This window comes from Variovorax ureilyticus, assembly GCF_050632185.1.
GTDB classification, from domain to species: Bacteria; Pseudomonadota; Gammaproteobacteria; order Burkholderiales; family Burkholderiaceae_C; genus Variovorax; species Variovorax ureilyticus_A.
Genome location: NZ_CP192579.1, coordinates 54357 through 70592, shown reverse-complemented (window position 1 = coordinate 70592; position 16236 = coordinate 54357). Strand labels below are relative to the sequence as shown.

At 67.2% G+C, this 16236-nt stretch carries 13 protein-coding genes and 1 pseudogene; 9 read left to right on the top strand and 5 right to left on the bottom strand.

The genetic code is table 11. From position 1 onward, the window contains the following. Nucleotides 1–102 precede the first annotated feature (102 nt). A complete protein-coding gene (locus ACQ858_RS00305) occupies nt 103–2277 on the top strand; it encodes a malate synthase G (protein WP_431274922.1) in 2175 nt (724 codons plus the stop codon). Between the two features lie 64 nt (nt 2278–2341). Here the strand turns inward: ACQ858_RS00305 and ACQ858_RS00300 are convergent, their stop codons facing one another. Both ACQ858_RS00300 and ACQ858_RS00295 read right to left on the bottom strand, forming a co-directional pair. Then, nucleotides 2342–3148, bottom strand: coding sequence for a ProQ/FINO family protein (locus ACQ858_RS00300; RefSeq protein ID WP_431274921.1), 807 nt, complete (start codon nt 3146–3148; stop codon nt 2342–2344). A gap of 66 nt (nt 3149–3214) precedes the next feature. Next, nucleotides 3215–4150, bottom strand: coding sequence for a LysR substrate-binding domain-containing protein (locus ACQ858_RS00295; protein ID WP_431274920.1), 936 nt, complete (start codon nt 4148–4150; stop codon nt 3215–3217). 80 nt (nt 4151–4230) lie between these two features. Between ACQ858_RS00295 and ACQ858_RS00290 the strand changes: the two genes are divergently transcribed. The 8 genes and pseudogenes from ACQ858_RS00290 to ACQ858_RS00255 all read left to right on the top strand — a co-directional run bounded on the left by ACQ858_RS00290 (nt 4231) and on the right by ACQ858_RS00255 (nt 11864). Then, complete coding sequence (locus tag ACQ858_RS00290) at nt 4231–4548, top strand: DUF2917 domain-containing protein (protein ID WP_431274919.1); 318 nt, start codon at nt 4231–4233, stop codon at nt 4546–4548. 90 nt (nt 4549–4638) lie between these two features. Beyond that, nucleotides 4639–5817, top strand: coding sequence for an acetyl-CoA C-acetyltransferase (locus ACQ858_RS00285; protein WP_431274918.1), 1179 nt, complete (start codon nt 4639–4641; stop codon nt 5815–5817). Between the two features lies 1 nt (nt 5818). Then, nucleotides 5819–6616, top strand: coding sequence for an enoyl-CoA hydratase-related protein (locus tag ACQ858_RS00280; protein ID WP_431274917.1), 798 nt, complete (start codon nt 5819–5821; stop codon nt 6614–6616). Nucleotides 6617–6621: 5 nt separating this feature from the next. Further along, entirely contained in the window at nt 6622–7785 is a 1164-nt protein-coding gene (locus ACQ858_RS00275) for an acyl-CoA dehydrogenase family protein (protein ID WP_431274916.1), read from the top strand. A gap of 56 nt (nt 7786–7841) precedes the next feature. Beyond that, the gene (locus ACQ858_RS00270) at nt 7842–9098 is read left to right on the top strand and encodes a 6-phosphofructokinase (protein WP_431274915.1); all 1257 of its coding nucleotides are present in this window, start codon (nt 7842–7844) and stop codon (nt 9096–9098) included. Then, nucleotides 9098–9316 carry a cysteine-rich CWC family protein gene (locus tag ACQ858_RS00265; protein ID WP_431274914.1) on the top strand — a complete coding sequence of 73 codons (219 nt, stop codon included), beginning with the start codon at nt 9098–9100 and terminating at the stop codon, nt 9314–9316. The genes ACQ858_RS00270 and ACQ858_RS00265 overlap by 1 nt, the downstream gene beginning before the upstream one ends. A 112-nt stretch (nt 9317–9428) precedes the next feature. After that, a pseudogene (locus ACQ858_RS00260) lies at nt 9429–10897 on the top strand (DHA2 family efflux MFS transporter permease subunit). Between the two features lie 130 nt (nt 10898–11027). Further along, nucleotides 11028–11864, top strand: coding sequence for a class II glutamine amidotransferase (locus ACQ858_RS00255; RefSeq protein ID WP_431274913.1), 837 nt, complete (start codon nt 11028–11030; stop codon nt 11862–11864). A 50-nt stretch (nt 11865–11914) separates the two neighbouring features. On the opposite strand, the gene gshB is transcribed toward ACQ858_RS00255, so the two are convergent. The 3 genes from gshB to ACQ858_RS00240 all read right to left on the bottom strand — a co-directional run bounded on the left by gshB (nt 11915) and on the right by ACQ858_RS00240 (nt 16109). Continuing rightward, nucleotides 11915–12865 carry a glutathione synthase gene (gshB, locus tag ACQ858_RS00250; protein WP_431274912.1) on the bottom strand — a complete coding sequence of 317 codons (951 nt, stop codon included), beginning with the start codon at nt 12863–12865 and terminating at the stop codon, nt 11915–11917. Nucleotides 12866–12901: 36 nt separating this feature from the next. Next, entirely contained in the window at nt 12902–14113 is a 1212-nt protein-coding gene (locus ACQ858_RS00245) for a benzoate/H(+) symporter BenE family transporter (protein WP_431274911.1), read from the bottom strand. Between the two features lie 127 nt (nt 14114–14240). After that, nucleotides 14241–16109, bottom strand: coding sequence for a potassium transporter Kup (locus ACQ858_RS00240; protein WP_431274910.1), 1869 nt, complete (start codon nt 16107–16109; stop codon nt 14241–14243). Between the last annotated feature and the right edge of the window lie 127 nt (nt 16110–16236).

The window sequence follows — 16236 nt, the reverse complement described above, 5'->3', positions numbered from 1 at the left end:
CATTTTGGTCATCAATCAAACCCGATTTCGACTATTACTCGCCAGCCAGGTATCGAATAAAGTTCCCGGCTGAATCCCGCATTCCCCCAGGAGAAAGAAACCATGACCGCCCGCACCCAAGTCCACGGCCTCCAGGTCGCCAACGAGCTACACCGCTTCATCGAAGACACCGTGCTGCCCGCCACCGGCGTCGACAGCGCCACCTTCTGGAAGGGCTTCGACGCGATCGTCAGCGAGTTCGCGCCGAAGAACATCGCGCTCCTGGCCGAGCGCGACCGTATCCAGGCCGAGATGGACAAGTGGCACAAGGCGCACCCCGGCCCGATCGCCGACATGCCGGCCTACCGCGCCTTTCTCGAATCGATCGGCTACCTGCTGCCGCAACCCAGGGACGCGAAGGCGACCACCGCCAATGTCGATGCCGAGCTGGCGCTGCAGGCCGGCCCGCAGCTCGTGGTGCCGATCCTGAACGCGCGCTATGCGCTCAACGCCGCGAACGCACGCTGGGGCTCGCTGTACGACGCGCTCTATGGCACCGACGCGATTCCCGAAACCGGCGGCGCCGAAAAGGGCAAGGGCTACAACCCGTTGCGCGGCGCGAAGGTGATCGAATTCGCGCGCAACGTGCTCGACCAGGCCGCGCCGCTGGAGAACGGCTCGCACAAGAACGCGACCGGCTACAAGATCGAGAACGGCAAGCTGGTCGTCGCACTGCAAAGCAGCAGCACGGGCCTCAAGAACCCCGAGCAGTTCATCGGCTACCAGGGCGATGCGGCCGCGCCGAAGTCGGTGCTGCTCAAGCACAACGGCATCCACCTCGACATCCAGATCGACCGCAGCACGCCGATCGGCAAGAGCGATGCGGCCGGCGTCAGCGACGTGGTGCTCGAAGCCGCGCTCTCGACCATCCTCGACCTCGAGGACTCGGTGGCCGTGGTCGACGCACAAGACAAGGTGCTCGCCTATTCGAACTGGCTCGGCATCCTGCAAGGCACGCTGACCGAGGAGGTCACCAAGGGCGGCAAGACCTTCACCCGCGGCCTGAATCCCGACCGCGAATACACCGGCGCCGATGGCAAGCCGGTCAAGCTGCACGGCCGCTCGCTGATGTTCGTGCGCAACGTGGGCCACCTGATGACCAATCCGGCCATCCTCTACGAGGGCGGCAAGGAGATTCCCGAAGGCATCATGGACGCGGTCATCACCACGACCATCGCGACCATCGACCTCAAGCGCAAGGGCAACTCGCGCACCGGCAGCGTCTACATCGTCAAGCCGAAGATGCACGGCCCGGCTGAAGTCGCTTTTGCGAGCGCGCTGTTCGGCGCCGTCGAGAAGGTGCTCGGCCTTGCGGCCAACACGGTGAAGCTCGGCATCATGGACGAGGAGCGCCGCACCAGCGTGAACCTCAAGGCCTGCATCGCCGAGGCCGCCGCGCGGGTGGCCTTCATCAACACCGGCTTCCTCGACCGCACCGGCGACGAAATGCACACCGCGATGTACGCCGGCCCGATGCTGCGCAAGGGCGACATGAAGACCACGCCGTGGATCCAGGCCTACGAGAAGAACAACGTGCTGGTCGGCCTCTCGTGCGGCCTGCGCGGCAAGGCGCAGATCGGCAAGGGCATGTGGGCCATGCCCGACCTGATGGCCGCCATGCTCGAGCAGAAGATCGGCCACCCGAAGGCCGGCGCGAACACCGCGTGGGTGCCCTCGCCCACCGCCGCGACGCTGCATGCGCTGCACTACCACCAGGTCAGCGTGGCCGACGTGCAGAAGCAGCTCGAACAGATCGATGCCGACGCCGAGCGCGACAACATCCTGGGCGACCTGCTGAAGGTGCCGGTCGCACCCTCGGCGAACTGGACCGAAGCCGAGCGCCAGCAGGAGCTCGACAACAACGTGCAGGGCATCCTGGGCTACGTGGTGCGCTGGATCGACCAGGGCGTGGGCTGCTCCAAGGTGCCCGACATCCACAACATCGGCCTGATGGAAGACCGCGCGACGCTGCGCATCTCGAGCCAGCACATCGCCAACTGGCTGCTGCATGGCGTGGTGACGAAGGCCCAGGTCGATGCGACCTTCCAGCGCATGGCCGCGGTGGTCGACCAGCAGAACGCCGGCGACCCGCTCTACAAGAACATGGCCGGCAACTTCGGCACCTCGTTCGCGTACAAGGCGGCGCAGGATCTCGTGTTCAAGGGCGTCGAGCAGCCGAGCGGCTACACCGAGCCGCTGCTGCATGCGTGGCGGCTGAAGGTCAAGGCCGGGGCCTGATCCGCACCTGCGCATGAAGAAAACGGCACCCCGGGGTGCCGTTTTTCTTTGGTGCGCCGGATCGTTACGCGGTCTTCTGTGCTGCCGCTTGCTGCAAGGTCCGCTCGACTTCCACTGGCTTCATGCCGTACATCTCGGCGAATTCCGCGACGGACTTGCCGCTGGCCTCGAAAGCGCGGCGAAGCGCCTCGCGCTTCGCGGTGCGCGCGCCGACCTCCGCGAAGGCTTCATCGAGCACTGCATTCGACGTCTCGTCGCCGCCGCGCATCGCGAGAACGTATTCCTCGCGCGAAAGGCCCGAGGCCTCGATGGCCGCGACGAGCCGCTCGCGCAGCTTGGGGCGCAGGTCCTCGCTGGTGCGTGCTCGGCGGCGCTTGAAGACCTCAAGGATCGCGTGATGCACATGCTCCGGCGCGACCGGTTCGACGGGCACGCCGTTCAGGTCATGCCGCTGCTCGCCGGCGGCAACGGCTTCCAGGTAGCGCGTGGAGCGCGCATGCAAGCCGAGCGCGATCTTGAGGTCTTCCTTTTTGAACTCGTCGGGATGCGCCGCGAGCAAGTCCTGGTAGGCGCCGAGCTTGAGCGGCAGGAAACGCGCGCCGAACATCTTCGGGTAGAGCTCGAAGAGGCGCTCGAGCACCGGGTGCACCTTGCGCGCGGGCTTCTGGCCTTTCTGGGTCTTTGGGGCCTTCTGGGTGGTTTGCTGCGCAGCTTGCTGGTCGGCGGCCTTCGCGTCGGCAGGCCCGGCCTTCTGCGAGCCACCACGGCGGCGGCGCTTTCTGGGAGCGGCAGTCGCGTCAGGTGCGCCAGGCGCCGCAGGTACAGCAGGAGCCGCGGGCGCGGCAGCGTCGTTGTCGATCGTCGAAGTCATCGGAATATCGGGTGGGTGGATGCAGGACCGCCAAAACGGCCAAGCCCTCCACTTTAATGCGCTTGTTCACCCACTCTGCGCAGCCGCGGCCTCGGCGCGCAGCCAACGCACGAAATCCTGCGCATCCGCGTTGTTCGGGGCGCGGCGCGATGTCTCGATGAAATAACCCCTGCGCGATGCCGCCCCCGCGTCGAAAGGCGCCACGAGCTGGCCCGAACGCACCAGCTCGCGCAAGAGCGGAAGCCGCCCGATCACCACGCCCTGGCCCGCCACCGCAGCGGCGACCGCGTCTGCGTACTGCGTGAAGCGCATGGTGTTCTTCATGCGCAGGTCGGTCAGGCGCATCACTTCGAGCCACGGCTCCCAATCGGCGGTAGGCGCTTCGGCGTGGTTCGGCAGGTCGACGGTGAGCAGGGTCTGGTCGACGAGATCGCCCGGCGCATGCAGCGCGGCAGCCACGCGCGGCGCGCACAGCGGCATCACGGACTCCTCGAACAGCGTAGGGCCGGTGCCACGCTCGATCGGCACGAAGCGCACCGCGACATCGATGCGGCTGCGTTCGAGGTCCAGCACGTCGAGCGTGGCCGAGACGCGAACGTCGACCATCGGATGATCCGCCGTGAAGCGCGCAAGACGGGGAATGAGCCACAGGGACGCGAAGCCCGGCGTGGTGGTAAGCGCGACCTGTCGCGGCGCCGGCGCGGCGCGCACGCGGGCCGAGGCGTCGCGCAACCGCTCCAGGCTTTCGACGACCGCCCGCTGGTAGATGCGGCCCGGCTCGGTGAGCGCGAGCGCGCGATGGCGGCGCTCGAAGAGCATCACGCCCAAGCTCGCCTCGAGCTGCTGGATCTGCCGGCTGACCGCGGACTGGGTGACGAAGAGCTCGCCCGCGGCCGCGGTGAAGCTCAGGGTGCGCGCGGCGGCCTCGAAGCTGCGCAGAAGCTCCAGCGGCGGCAGGTCCGCCATCGGTGACGGCAGCGGTTTCGCATTCTCTGGACGCATGCAACGAGTTCCGAATGACCGTATGAAAGAGGAAGGCGCGATGACTATATTCATTCGCATAGTGAATGCAAGGAGCCTTCATGAACACCCGTCCGCAACGTCTTTCCCTCAGCCTGCCGAAGAAGGCGATCTTCACGCTGCCTGATGCGCATGAAGTCGACATCGAATGCCAGAGCGGCGCGGTGTGGATCACGATCGACCACGACCGGCGGGACATCGTGCTGAACCCCGGCGATCATTTCCGAAGCGACTCGCACGCACGCGCGCTGGTCGCGGCGCTGGAGACGTCGTGCGTGCGCTTCTCCGCGAAGCGGCTCTCGGTCGCGGTCGCACAGGAGGACCCGCGCCCCACGGCGTCGCCTTGGCGACTCTGGCTCCACGGGATGTCCCCGGCTTGACCTGACCGGCCGGGCGTCGAACCATCGGCGTTTGCCCGGCTTTGAATAGCCCTTCGCGCCGGGTCTCATCACTCGGACGAAGGACTCTCCATGGCAGAAGCATTCATCGTGGCCACCGGCCGCACCGCCGGCGGCCGTCGCGGCGGCAAGCTCGCGGGCTGGCATCCGGTCGATCTCGCGGCGCAGGTCATCGACGCGCTCATCGCGCGCAGCGGCATCGACCCGGCCGCCGTCGAAGACGTGATCCTCGGCTGCGTCAGCCAGGTCGGCGAACAGGCGACCAATGTCGCGCGCAACGCGGTGCTGGCCTCGAAGCTGCCCGAATCGGTGCCCGGCACCTCGGTCGACCGGCAATGCGGCTCGTCGCAGCAGGCGCTGCATTTCGCCGCGCAGGCGGTGATGTCGGGCGCGATGGATGCGGTGATCGCGGCCGGCGTCGAAAGCATGACCCGCGTGCCGATGTTCACCCCCAATGCGCTGCCCGCGAAGGCCGGTCTCGGCATCTACATGAGCCCCGCGATGCAGAAGCGCTATCCGGGCGTGGAGTTCAGCCAGTTCACCGGCGCTGAAATGATCGCGAAGAACTACGGCATCGAGAAGGAAGCGCTCGACCGCTATGCCCTCGAAAGCCACAGGCGCGCGATCGCGGCCACGCGCGAGGGCGCATTCAGGGACGAGATCGTGCCGGTCGAGATCCGCCTCGCCGACGGCTCCGCGAGCGGCGAGATGCACACCATCGACGAAGGCATCCGCTTTGATGCCACGCTGGAGTCCATCGCGGGCGTGAAGCTGATCGCCGAAGGCGGCCGCTGCACCGCCGCGACCGCGAGCCAGATCTGCGACGGCGCCAGCGGCGTACTGGTGGTCAACGAGCGCGGCCTGAAGGCGCTGGGCGTGAAGCCGCTGGCGCGCATCCACCACATGAGCGTGATGGGGCACGACCCGGTGATCATGCTCGAGGCGCCGATCCCGGCGACCGAACGCGCGCTGCGGAAAGCCGGCATGAAGATCGACGACATCGATCTCTTCGAGGTCAACGAAGCCTTCGCGCCGGTGCCGCTCGCGTGGATGCAGAAGCTCGGCGCCGATCCGGCCCGGCTCAACGTCAACGGCGGCGCGATCGCGCTCGGGCATCCGCTGGGCGCATCGGGCACCAAGCTCATGACCACGCTCGTCAACGCGCTCGGCCAGCGCGGCAAGCGCTACGGCCTGCAGACCATGTGCGAAGGCGGCGGCATGGCCAACGTCACCATCATCGAGCGGCTGTGACATGAACGACAGCGTTCTCTACGAGGTCGATGAAGGCATCGCGACGATCACGCTCAACCTGCCGTCCAAGCTGAACCCGATCGCGCTCGAACTGCAGCAGGGCCTGCGCGACCGTCTCGCGCAAGTTCGCACGCATCCCGAGATTCGCGCGGTGGTGCTCACCGGGGCCGGCAAGGCCTTCTGCGTGGGCGCGGACCTGAGCGCGATGAATCCGCCCGATGACGGCAAGACGCTCGGCAACCGCACCGCCGACTGGATGCAGCAGATGAGCCATCCGCTGATCGAGGAGATCCGCGCGCTGCCGGTGCCGGTGGTCTGCGCGGTGAACGGCCCCGCGGCCGGCGCGGGCGTGGGTGTGGCGCTGGCCTGCGACATCGTGGTCGCGGCGCGCAGCGCGTATTTCTATCTGCCTTTCCTGCCCAAGCTCGGGATCGTGCCGGACCTCGGCTGCACCTGGTTCATTCCGCGCCGCGTCGGACCGGCGCGCGCGATGGGCATGGCGCTGCTCGACGAAAAGCTCGGCGCGGAGAGGGCGGCGCAATGGGGCCTGATCTGGGCCTGCATCGACGACGATCTGCTGCTGCTCGAAGCACAGCAGATCGCCCAACGCCTCGCGCGCCTGCCGGCGCATGCGGTCCTCGAAGCGCGCAAGGCGATCGAAGCGTCGGAGCAGCACACGCTCTCCGAACAGTTGCACTACGAGAGCGAGCGCCAGCGCGAGCTGCTCGACAAACCCACCTTCGCCGAAGGTGTGACGGCCTTCCTGCAGAAGCGCACGCCCGTCTTTCCCCCGCGGTGAGCCCGATGATCGAACGCACTCTTTTCACGCCCGACCACGAGGCCTTCCGCGACAGCTTCCGCCGCTTCATGGACAAGGAGATCGCGCCTTTCCACGACGCCTGGGAAGACCAGGGCTACGTCGATCGCGCGGTCTGGAACAAGGCTGGCGAGAACGGCTTTCTCTGCATGGCGCTGCCGGAGGAATACGGCGGCTCGGGCGCCGACCTGCTCTATTCGGTGATCCAGTTCGAGGAGCTGTGGGCACGCGGCTTCACCGGCATCGGCTTCGGGCTGCACAGCGAGATCGTGGCGCCGTACATCCTCCGCTACGGCACCGAGGCGCAGAAGAAGAACGTACTGCCCAAGCTCGCGAGCGGCGAGATGATCGGTGCGATCGCGATGAGCGAGCCTTCCGCCGGCAGCGACCTGCAGGCGGTTCGCACCACGGCGATCAGGCAGGCGGACGGCAGCTATGTGCTCAACGGCAGCAAGACCTTCATCACCAACGGCTGGCACGCGGATCTCGTGATCGTGGTCGCGAAGACCGATCCGGCCGGCGGCGCGAAGGGCACGAGCCTCTTCCTCGTGGAGCGCGGCATGCCCGGCTTCGAGAAAGGCAAGCGCCTGAAGAAGCTGGGTCTGAAGGCACAGGACACCTCGGAGCTGTTCTTCAACGACGTGCGGGTGCCGGCGGATGCGCTGCTCGGCGGTGCGGCGCAGGAGAATCGCGGCTTCGTCTGCCTGATGGAACAGTTGCCGTGGGAACGCCTTCAGATCGCGATCGGCGCGGTGGCCGCCTCGCAGTCGGCGATCGACCAGACCGTTGCGTACGTGAAGGACCGCAAGGTGTTCGGCCAGCCGGTCGCGGCCTACCAGAACACGCGCTACACGCTCGCCGAACTGCAGACCGAAGTGCAGGTGGCGCGGGTGTTCGTCGACAAGTGCATCGAGCTGCTCATGCAGGAGAAGCTGGACACCGCGACCGCGAGCATGGCCAAGTACTGGACCAGCGATCTGCAATGCAAGGTCATGGACGAGTGCGTGCAGTTGCACGGCGGCTACGGCTTCATGTGGGAGTACCCCGTGACGCGCGCCTATGCCGATGCGCGGGTGCAGCGCATCTACGGCGGCACGAACGAGATCATGAAAGAGGTGATCACCCGCGCGATGGGCCTGCCCGGCCGCTGAGCCGGCGCGACATTTCCGCGCTGGCGTCGTGCGGAGGGACGCGGGAGAATGCCGCAATGTCCATCCCCAACGCCTTCTACGCCCAGTCCGGCGGCGTCACGTCCGTGATCAATGCGTCGGCCTGCGGCGTGATCGAGACGGCACGCCGGCACCCCGACCGCATCGGCACCGTGTACGCGGGCCGCAACGGCATCCTCGGCGCGCTCGCCGAGGATCTCATCGACACCGGCCGCGAATCGGCGGACGCGATCGCCGCGCTGCGGACGACGCCTTCCGGCGCCTTCGGCTCGTGCCGCTACAAGCTGAAGTCGCTCGAGAAGAACCGGCGCGAGTACGAGCGCCTGATCGAGGTCTTCAAGGCGCACGACATCGGCTATTTCTTCTACAACGGCGGCGGCGATTCGGCCGACACCTGCTTCAAGGTGAGCCAGCTGTCGCAGTCGATGGGCTATCCGCTGCAGGCCATCCACGTGCCGAAGACCATCGACAACGATCTGCCGATCACCGACTGCTGCCCGGGCTTCGGCTCGGTCGCGAAGTACGTGGCGGTGTCGACGCTCGAAGCCTCGATGGACGTGCGCTCGATGGCGGCCACCTCGACCAAGGTGTTCGTGATCGAGGTCATGGGGCGGCATGCCGGATGGATCGCGGCGGCCGGCGGGCTGGTGGCCGACCAGGGCATTCCGGTCGTGATCCTGTTTCCGGAGATTCCCTTCGACCAGCCGGCCTTCCTCGCGCGCGTGGACGCGCTGGTGAAGCACCACGGCTATTGCACCGTGGTGGTCTCCGAAGGCTGCCACCATCCCGACGGCACCTTCATCGCCGAGCAGGGCACGAAGGACGCCTTCGGCCATGCGCAGCTCGGCGGTGCCGCACCGGTGGTGGCGCAGATGGTCAAGGAAGCGCTGGGCCACAAGTTCCACTGGGCCGTCGCGGATTACCTGCAACGGGCCGCGCGGCACATCGCGTCGGCCACCGACGTGAAGCAGGCCTATGAACTCGGGCAGCGCGCGGTCGAGCTGGCGCTGGAAGGCAGGAATTCGGTGATGCCGACCATCGAGCGCATTTCCGACGAACCCTATCAGTACCGCATCGGCGCCGCACCGCTCGACGCGGTCGCCAATACCGAGAAGTTCATGCCACGCGATTTCATCTCGGAAGACGGGTACGGCATCACCGACAAGTGCCGCCGCTATCTGCTACCGCTGATCCAGGGCGAGGACTACCCGGCTTACAGCCACGGCCTGCCGGTGTACGTGACGCTCGCGAACCACGCGGTGCCGAAGAAGCTGCCGGCTTTCGAGACAGCGTGATGGGCAATTCCGCGAGCCTGGACGCATCGCGCTGCCCGCTGTGCGGCGAGGCCAACCGCTGCGCAATGGAGGTCGAGCGCGAAACCGGCCAGAAGCAGCCGCCATGCTGGTGCATGGCTGCGGCGTTCAGCTTCAGCCCCGAGCTGCTGGCCCGGGTACCCCAGGAGAAGCGCGGCCTCGCGTGCGTCTGCGCACGTTGCGCGGCAATCACCGGGTGAAGGTGCCGGGCTCGGCGCCTTCGTGCGTGGCGGGCGCGAGCGGCACCACGCCGAGCCGCCCGCTCAAACGCCGATATGCTTGCGGGACGGCCCGAACCGGCTTTCGCCCCACATGAACAGTCCTCCCGCGCAATCCCTGAGCAGCCGCTACGGCGAGCGTTACCGCTGGCTCCTGCTCTTTTCCGTGATGGTGGGGGTGATGGCCTCGATCATGTCCTCCACCATCGTCAACGTGGCGATCCCCGGCATGAGCCACCATTTCTCGCTCGGGCAGGAGCGCGCGCAATGGGTGAGTTCGGGCTTCATGGTGGCGATGACGGTGTCGATGCTCACCACGCCGTGGCTGCTCGCACGCTACGGCTACCGCCGAACCTACGTGGGCACGATGGTGCTGCTCCTGGCCGGCGGCATGACCGGGGGCTGGCGACGAATTTCTCGCTCGTGCTGCTCGCGCGCGTGGCCGAAGGACTCGCCGCGGGCGTGGTGCAGCCGATCCCCGCCATCATCATCCTGCGCGCCTTCCAGCCCCACGAGCAGGGCCGTGCGAGCGGCATCTTCGGCATGGGCGTGGTGCTGGCGCCGGCGGTGGGGCCGAGCATCGGGGGCGTGCTGGTCGACCTGTTCGGCTGGCGCTCGATCTTCTTCATGGTGGTGCCGTTCTGCGTCACGTCCGTCTGGCTGGCCTACAAGTTCGTTCCGACCACCGCGCCGGGCGGCGTGGCCGCCATGCGCAGCAGCGGGCTCGACTGGCGCGGCCTCGCGCTGGGCACCATCGGCACGCTGTGCCTGCTCAATGGCCTGGTCGAGCTGCGCAGCGATTCGACGGTGCAGGCCACCGCGCTGCTCGCCGCCTCGGGCGTGGCCTTCGGCGCTTTCCTCGCGTGGCAGCGGCGATTCGCGGCGGCGGGCGGCGAGCCGCTGATGAACCTCGCACTCTTCAAGCACCGGCAGTTCGCGATGGGCAGCATCGTGGCCTTCATCTACGGTACCGCGCTGTTCGGCTCGACCTATCTGCTGCCCGTGTACATGCAGGTCGGCCTGCAGCTTTCGGCGTCGCATGTGGGCACCATCCTGCTGCCGGCGGGCATCGTGCTCGCGTTCACCATCGCCGGGGTCGGGCGTCTTGCGGACAGGCATCCGACCTATCTGCTGGTCAGCGTCGGCCTGCTGCTGCTGGCCGCCTCGTTCGCGCTGATGATCACGCTCCACCTGGACAGCGGCCTCTGGCTGCTGGTCGCGTTCGCCGTCATCGGGCGCATCGGCCTCGGGTTCATTCTTCCGTCGCTCAACCTCGGCTCGATGCGGCCCTTGCCGAAGCCGATGATTCCGCAGGGCGCCAGCTCGATCAATTTCCTGCGCATGCTCGGCGGCGCCGCCGGCGTCAGCCTGTGCGCGATCGTTCTCGAATGGCGCCTCGCCGCGCACGGCGACTCGCTCGCCAATGCCGCGAGCAGCGCAGCCCGGCTCGCGGCGTTCGACGAAGTCTTCGTCATGCTCGCCGGCCTTTGCGCCCTGGCGATCTGCGCGGCCCGGCAGTTGCGCGAAAAGCCATCGACCCTCGACGAGCAACCAGCGAACTGACCCAACGGCCGCGCACAGCGCGCCGCGTTCGCAGGCTCCCGCGGAACCGGCTTCGCCGGGCCGCCGGGAGCGCCCCTGAAAGGGGTGGAGAGCGACACGAAGTGCGCGAGCCTGGGGGTAAGCTATCAAGATGTGCCAGCTACTCGGGATGAACTGCAACACGCCGACGGACGTGACCTTCAGCTTCACGGGCTTCGCGCAGCGCGGCGGACGCACCGACCACCACGCGGACGGCTGGGGCATCGCCTTCTTCGAGGATCGAGGCCTTCGGCATTTCGTCGACCACCAGCCCGCCTGCGAATCGCCCGTGGCCGAGCTCATCCGCCGCTATCCCATCCAGAGCCGCAACGTCATCGCCCACATCCGCAAGGCGACGCAGGGCGCGGTCAATCTGCAGAACTGCCATCCCTTCGTGCGCGAGCTGTGGGGGCGCTACTGGGTGTTCGCGCACAACGGCGACCTGAAGGACTTCCGGCCGCGGCTGCACGGCAGCTTCCACCCGGTCGGCAACACCGACAGCGAGCACGCCTTCTGCTGGATCATGCAGGAGCTGGCCAAGTCGCATGCCGACGTGCCGAGCATCGAGGAACTCACGTTGACGCTTCGCGAGCTGGCGCCGCGGCTGGCGGCACACGGCACCTTCAACTTCATGCTGTCGAACGGGCAGGCCCTGTGGGCGCACGCCTCGACGAACCTCTGGTACATCGAGCGCAAGCATCCCTTCCTCACGGCGCAACTGGCTGACGAGGACCTCAGCATCGATTTCGCCCGGCACACGACGCCGACCGACCGGGTCGCAATCGTCGTGACCTCGCCGTTGACCACCAACGAAACCTGGACGCCCTTCGCGCCCCGGGAGCTCATGGTGTTCGTGGACGGGCGCCGGGTTCCTGGCCCACCCCCAGCCTCGCCCACTGCGTGTGGCTCTGCACCCCCTCAAGGGGGCGCACCCTGGCGGCCCGGCTGAGCCGGTTCCGCGGGTGCCCTGGCCGGGTGTCGGGCTCGGTGGAGGTGCCGTCAGGGCTTTTTCACGGCGGCTTCCAGGGCGTCGACGAACATGGCCGGCACGTCGAAGCCGGTCTGCTCGGTGATTTCCTGGAAGCACGTCGGGCTGGTGACGTTGATCTCGGTCAGCGAGCCGCCGATCACGTCGAGCCCGATCAGCAGCAGCCCGCGCTCGGCCAGCACCGGACCGATCGCTTCGGCGATGCGGCGATCCTGCTCGGTGAGCGGCTGCGCCACGCCCTTGCCCCCGGCGGCCAGATTGCCGCGCACTTCGGAACCCTGCGGAATGCGCGCGAGGCTGTAGGGCACGGCCTGGCCGCCGATCACGAGCACGCGCTTGTCGCCCTGTGCGATCTCGGGCACGAAGCGCTGCACCATGATCGTCTGCGCGCCGTCCTTGTTGAGCGTCTCGGTGATCGAACCGAGATTCAGCCCGTCGGCCTTGACGCGGAAGATGCCCATGCCGCCCATGCCGTCCAATGGCTTGAGGATGATGTCCTGATGCTCGGCATGGAAGGCGCGCACCGCCGCTGCATCGCGTGTGACCAGGGTGGGCGTGGTGAATTCCGAGAACTCCATGATCGCGAGCTTCTCGGGATGGTCGCGCAGCGCCCGCGGCTTGTTGATGACGCGCGCACCCTCGCGCTCGGCCTGCTCGAGCAGGTGGGTCGCGTAGATGTATTCGGCATCGAACGGCGGGTCCTTGCGCATCAGCACCGCATCGAAGGCATGCAGCGGGCGCTCGTGGGCGGACTCCTCGCGAAACCACGCATCCGGCGAGCCGGTCAACGTGATCTTGCGCACCCCGGCCGTGACCGGCTGGCCGCGCTGCCAGCGCATGTGGCGCGGCTCGCACACCGAGATCGCGTGGCCGCGCCGCTGCGCCTCGCGCATCATCGAGAAAGTGGTGTCCTTGTAGATCTTGAAGTGCTCGATCGGGTCGGCGACGAAGAGGAAGTGCATGTCAGTTGTCCGTGGCAGCGAGGCGGGGAGTGAGCTTCATCGGTCTATCTTGCGGGCAGCCGCGATGTCCTTGCTTGCAAAGGGTTGGCGCCCGATCTGCTGGATGCCCAGCGCGACCGCGCCGGCCACCACGCCCCAGAAGGCAGATCCGATGCCCAGCAGCGTCACGCCCGAGAGCGTCACAAGGAAGGTGATGAGCGCGGCTTCGCGGTGCGATTCGTCGCGCACCGCCGCGGCCGTGCCGCCGCCGATGGTGCCGAGCAGAGCGAGGCCCGCGATCGCCGCCACCAGTTCCTTGGGAAAGGCGGTGAGCAGGCCCGTGACCGCCGCGCCGAACAGGCCGATCACCGCGTAGATCGCACCGCAGCTCACCGCCGCGGTGTAGCGGCGCGCAGGGTCTTCGTGCGCCTCGCGCCCCATGCAGATCGCGGCGGTGATGGCGCTGAGATTGAGCGCAAACGCACCGAAGGGCGCGAGCACCAGCGTGGTCATGCCGCTGATGGTGATGAGCTTCGACACCGGCAGCTCGTAGCCGGTCGCGCGAATGACCGCGACGCCGGGGAGATTCTGCGAAGCCATCGTCACCACGAAGAGCGGCAGGGCGAGACTGACCACCGCCTGCCAGCTGAACACCGGCATCGTGAAGACCGGCATCGCGGCGCTGAAATGCACCGCGCCCCAGGCGAGTTCGCCCCTGGCCGCCACGAAGACGATCGCCACCAGCAAGGTCAGAGGAACCGCATAGCGCGGGAGCGCACGCTTGCCGATGAGGTAGGTGCCGAGCATCAGCAGCACCAGCGGCAGCGCGGTCTGGGCCGCCACGAAAGCCTGCAGCCCGAAACGGGCGAGCACGCCGGCCAGCAGCGCCGAGGCCAGCGCCATCGGAATCCTGTTCATCACGCGCTCGAACCAGCCGGTGGCGCCCGCGAGGGTCATGAGCACCGCGCAGACGATGAACGCACCGACCGCCTCGTTCATCGAGTAGCCCGCGCCGGCGACCGCGAGCACTGCGGCGCCAGGCGTGCTCCAGGCGATCATCACCGGCTTGCGCCACCACAGCGAAGGCACCGCCGACGCCAGGCCCATGCCGAGGCCCAACGCCCACATCCATGAGGAAATCAGCTCGGGCGAGGCGCCGAAGGCCTGCGCGGCCTGGAACACGATCGCCACCGAGCTCGTGAATCCCACGAGCACCGCCACGAAGCCTGCGGTGAACGCCGACAGACTCAAATCCTTGAAAAAGCGCATCCCCGGATTGTGCCGGCCCAGGCGCCTTCACCAGAAACACCGAGGAACCGGCTCGGCCGGGCCTCCGGTGTTGCCCCCCGGTAGGGGGTGCCCGAGCCACACGAAGTGGGCGAGGCTGGGGGGCGAGCTAGATCTCGATCTTCGAGCCGAGCTCCACAACGGCATTGTTGGGCAGGCCGAGGAAGTCCGCCGCGCCGCTCGCGCTGTGATGCATCTGCGCGAAGAGCTTTTCGCGCCAGGGCGCCATGCCGCTGCCGAGCGTCGGGATGACGACGTCGCGCGAGAGGAAGTAGCTGGTCGTCATCGCCTCGAGCTGGCAGCCGCGCAGGCGGGCGTTCTCGAGCGCACGAGGGATGTCGACGTCGTTCTTGAAGCCGTAGTGCACCACGACCTGCCAGCAATGGTGGCCCAGCGGCTCCATCTCGATGCGCTTGTCCATCGGAATCCAGGGCACCTCGTGGTTGCGCACCGTGACGAACAGGTTCTGGTCGTGCATCACCTTGTTGTGCTTGAGGTTGTGCAGCAGCGCGTTCGGCACGACGCCAGGCTCCGCCGTCATGAACACCGCGGTGCCATCGACGCGGGCCGGCGGGTTGACGAACACGGAATCCAGAAAGCTGCGCAGGTCGATGGCCTCGGCCAGTTGCGCCTCGCCCATGAGGCGCCGTCCCTCTTTCCAGGTCAGCATGAGCAGGAAGACGGAACCGCCGATCAGCAAGGGGAACCAGCCGCCTTCGAAAAGCTTCAGCAGGTTCGACGCGAAGAACATGAAATCGACGACGAAGAACAGGCCGGTCGCCGCGATGCACAGCGCCAGCGGGTAGCGCCATGCGTAGCGGATCACGAAGAAGGTCAGCACCGTCGTGATCAGCATGTCGGTGGTCACCGCGATGCCGTAGGCCGCGGCCAGGTTGCTGGACGAGCGGAACATCACCACCGCGAGCACGATCGCGACGAACAGGCCCCAGTTCACGAAAGGAATATAGATCTGGCCGGCGGTGCGCACGCTGGTGTGCTCGATGTTCAGGCGCGGCAGGTAGCCGAGCTGGATCACCTGCCGGGTCACGCTGAAGGCGCCCGTGATGAGGGCCTGCGAGGCGATCACCGTCGCGGCGGTGGCGAGGAACACCAGCGGCAGCAACGCCCAGTCCGGCGCCATCATGAAGAACGGGTTCTTCACCGCCTCGGGATTCTCCAGCAGCAGCGCGCCCTGACCGAAGTAGTTGAGCGTCAGCGCCGGCATCACGACCGAGAACCACGCGATGCGGATCGGCCCCTTGCCGAAATGGCCCAGGTCGGCGTAGAGCGCTTCGGCGCCGGTCACGCACAGCACGGTGGCGCCGAGGATGATGAAGCTGGTGCCCGGATTCAGCCAGATGAATCGCAGCGCGTAGTGCGGGCTGACCGCCTTCAGGATCTCGGGATGGTGCAGGATCTGCGAGACGCCGAGCAGGGCGATCGCCAGGAACCATGTCAGCGTGATCGGGCCGAAGAAGCGGCCGATGCCCGCGGTGCCGTGTTTCTGGAGCGCAAACAGGCAGAACAGCACGACGAGGGTGATCGGAATCACGTAGTGCCTGAACTGCGGCGACACCACCTCCAGGCCCTCGACCGCCGACAGCACCGAGATCGCCGGCGTGATGACGCCATCGCCGTAGAAGAGCGAGGTGCCGAAGATGCCGACCACCAGCAACAGATGACGCAGGCGCGGCTTGTCGACCACCGCCTGCGAAGCCAGCGCGAGCATGGCGACCAGCCCGCCTTCGCCCTCGTTGTCCGCCCGCAGCACGAGCACGACGTACTTGATCGAGACGATGATCGTGAGCGTCCAGAAGAACATCGACAGGATGCCGTAGACGTTCTCGATCGTGAAAGGCACGTGCCCGTGGCCGAACACTTCCTTGACCGCATACAGGACGCTGGTGCCGATGTCGCCATAGACGACACCGATCGCCGCGAGGATCAACGCAGGGGAAAGGGATTTAGGGGCGGACACGGAGACGATGCAAAGGGCCCTGGAACGTGCGGCACGTCCCGGCGCGTCGTCAGCCTCGCAGCTGCCGCATCGCCTCCGCCCTGGTTGGTTTGCGTTGGTATGGGGTCGCTATTTTGCCGCTGCCGCC

What these genes read in the sequence shown, in the direction of transcription:
- gshB (WP_431274912.1), bottom strand. Translation starts at nt 12,865, where the DNA reads ATGCACTTCCTCTTCGTCGCCGACCCGATCGAGCACTTCAAGATCTAC.
- ACQ858_RS00295 (WP_431274920.1), bottom strand. Translation starts at nt 4,150, where the DNA reads ATGCGTCCAGAGAATGCGAAACCGCTGCCGTCACCGATGGCGGACCTG.
- ACQ858_RS00270 (WP_431274915.1), top strand. Translation starts at nt 7,842, where the DNA reads ATGTCCATCCCCAACGCCTTCTACGCCCAGTCCGGCGGCGTCACGTCC.
- ACQ858_RS00305 (WP_431274922.1), top strand. Translation starts at nt 103, where the DNA reads ATGACCGCCCGCACCCAAGTCCACGGCCTCCAGGTCGCCAACGAGCTA.
- ACQ858_RS00300 (WP_431274921.1), bottom strand. Translation starts at nt 3,148, where the DNA reads ATGACTTCGACGATCGACAACGACGCTGCCGCGCCCGCGGCTCCTGCT.
- ACQ858_RS00285 (WP_431274918.1), top strand. Translation starts at nt 4,639, where the DNA reads ATGGCAGAAGCATTCATCGTGGCCACCGGCCGCACCGCCGGCGGCCGT.
- ACQ858_RS00275 (WP_431274916.1), top strand. Translation starts at nt 6,622, where the DNA reads ATGATCGAACGCACTCTTTTCACGCCCGACCACGAGGCCTTCCGCGAC.
- ACQ858_RS00265 (WP_431274914.1), top strand. Translation starts at nt 9,098, where the DNA reads ATGGGCAATTCCGCGAGCCTGGACGCATCGCGCTGCCCGCTGTGCGGC.
- ACQ858_RS00245 (WP_431274911.1), bottom strand. Translation starts at nt 14,113, where the DNA reads ATGCGCTTTTTCAAGGATTTGAGTCTGTCGGCGTTCACCGCAGGCTTC.
- ACQ858_RS00280 (WP_431274917.1), top strand. Translation starts at nt 5,819, where the DNA reads ATGAACGACAGCGTTCTCTACGAGGTCGATGAAGGCATCGCGACGATC.
- ACQ858_RS00290 (WP_431274919.1), top strand. Translation starts at nt 4,231, where the DNA reads ATGAACACCCGTCCGCAACGTCTTTCCCTCAGCCTGCCGAAGAAGGCG.
- ACQ858_RS00255 (WP_431274913.1), top strand. Translation starts at nt 11,028, where the DNA reads ATGTGCCAGCTACTCGGGATGAACTGCAACACGCCGACGGACGTGACC.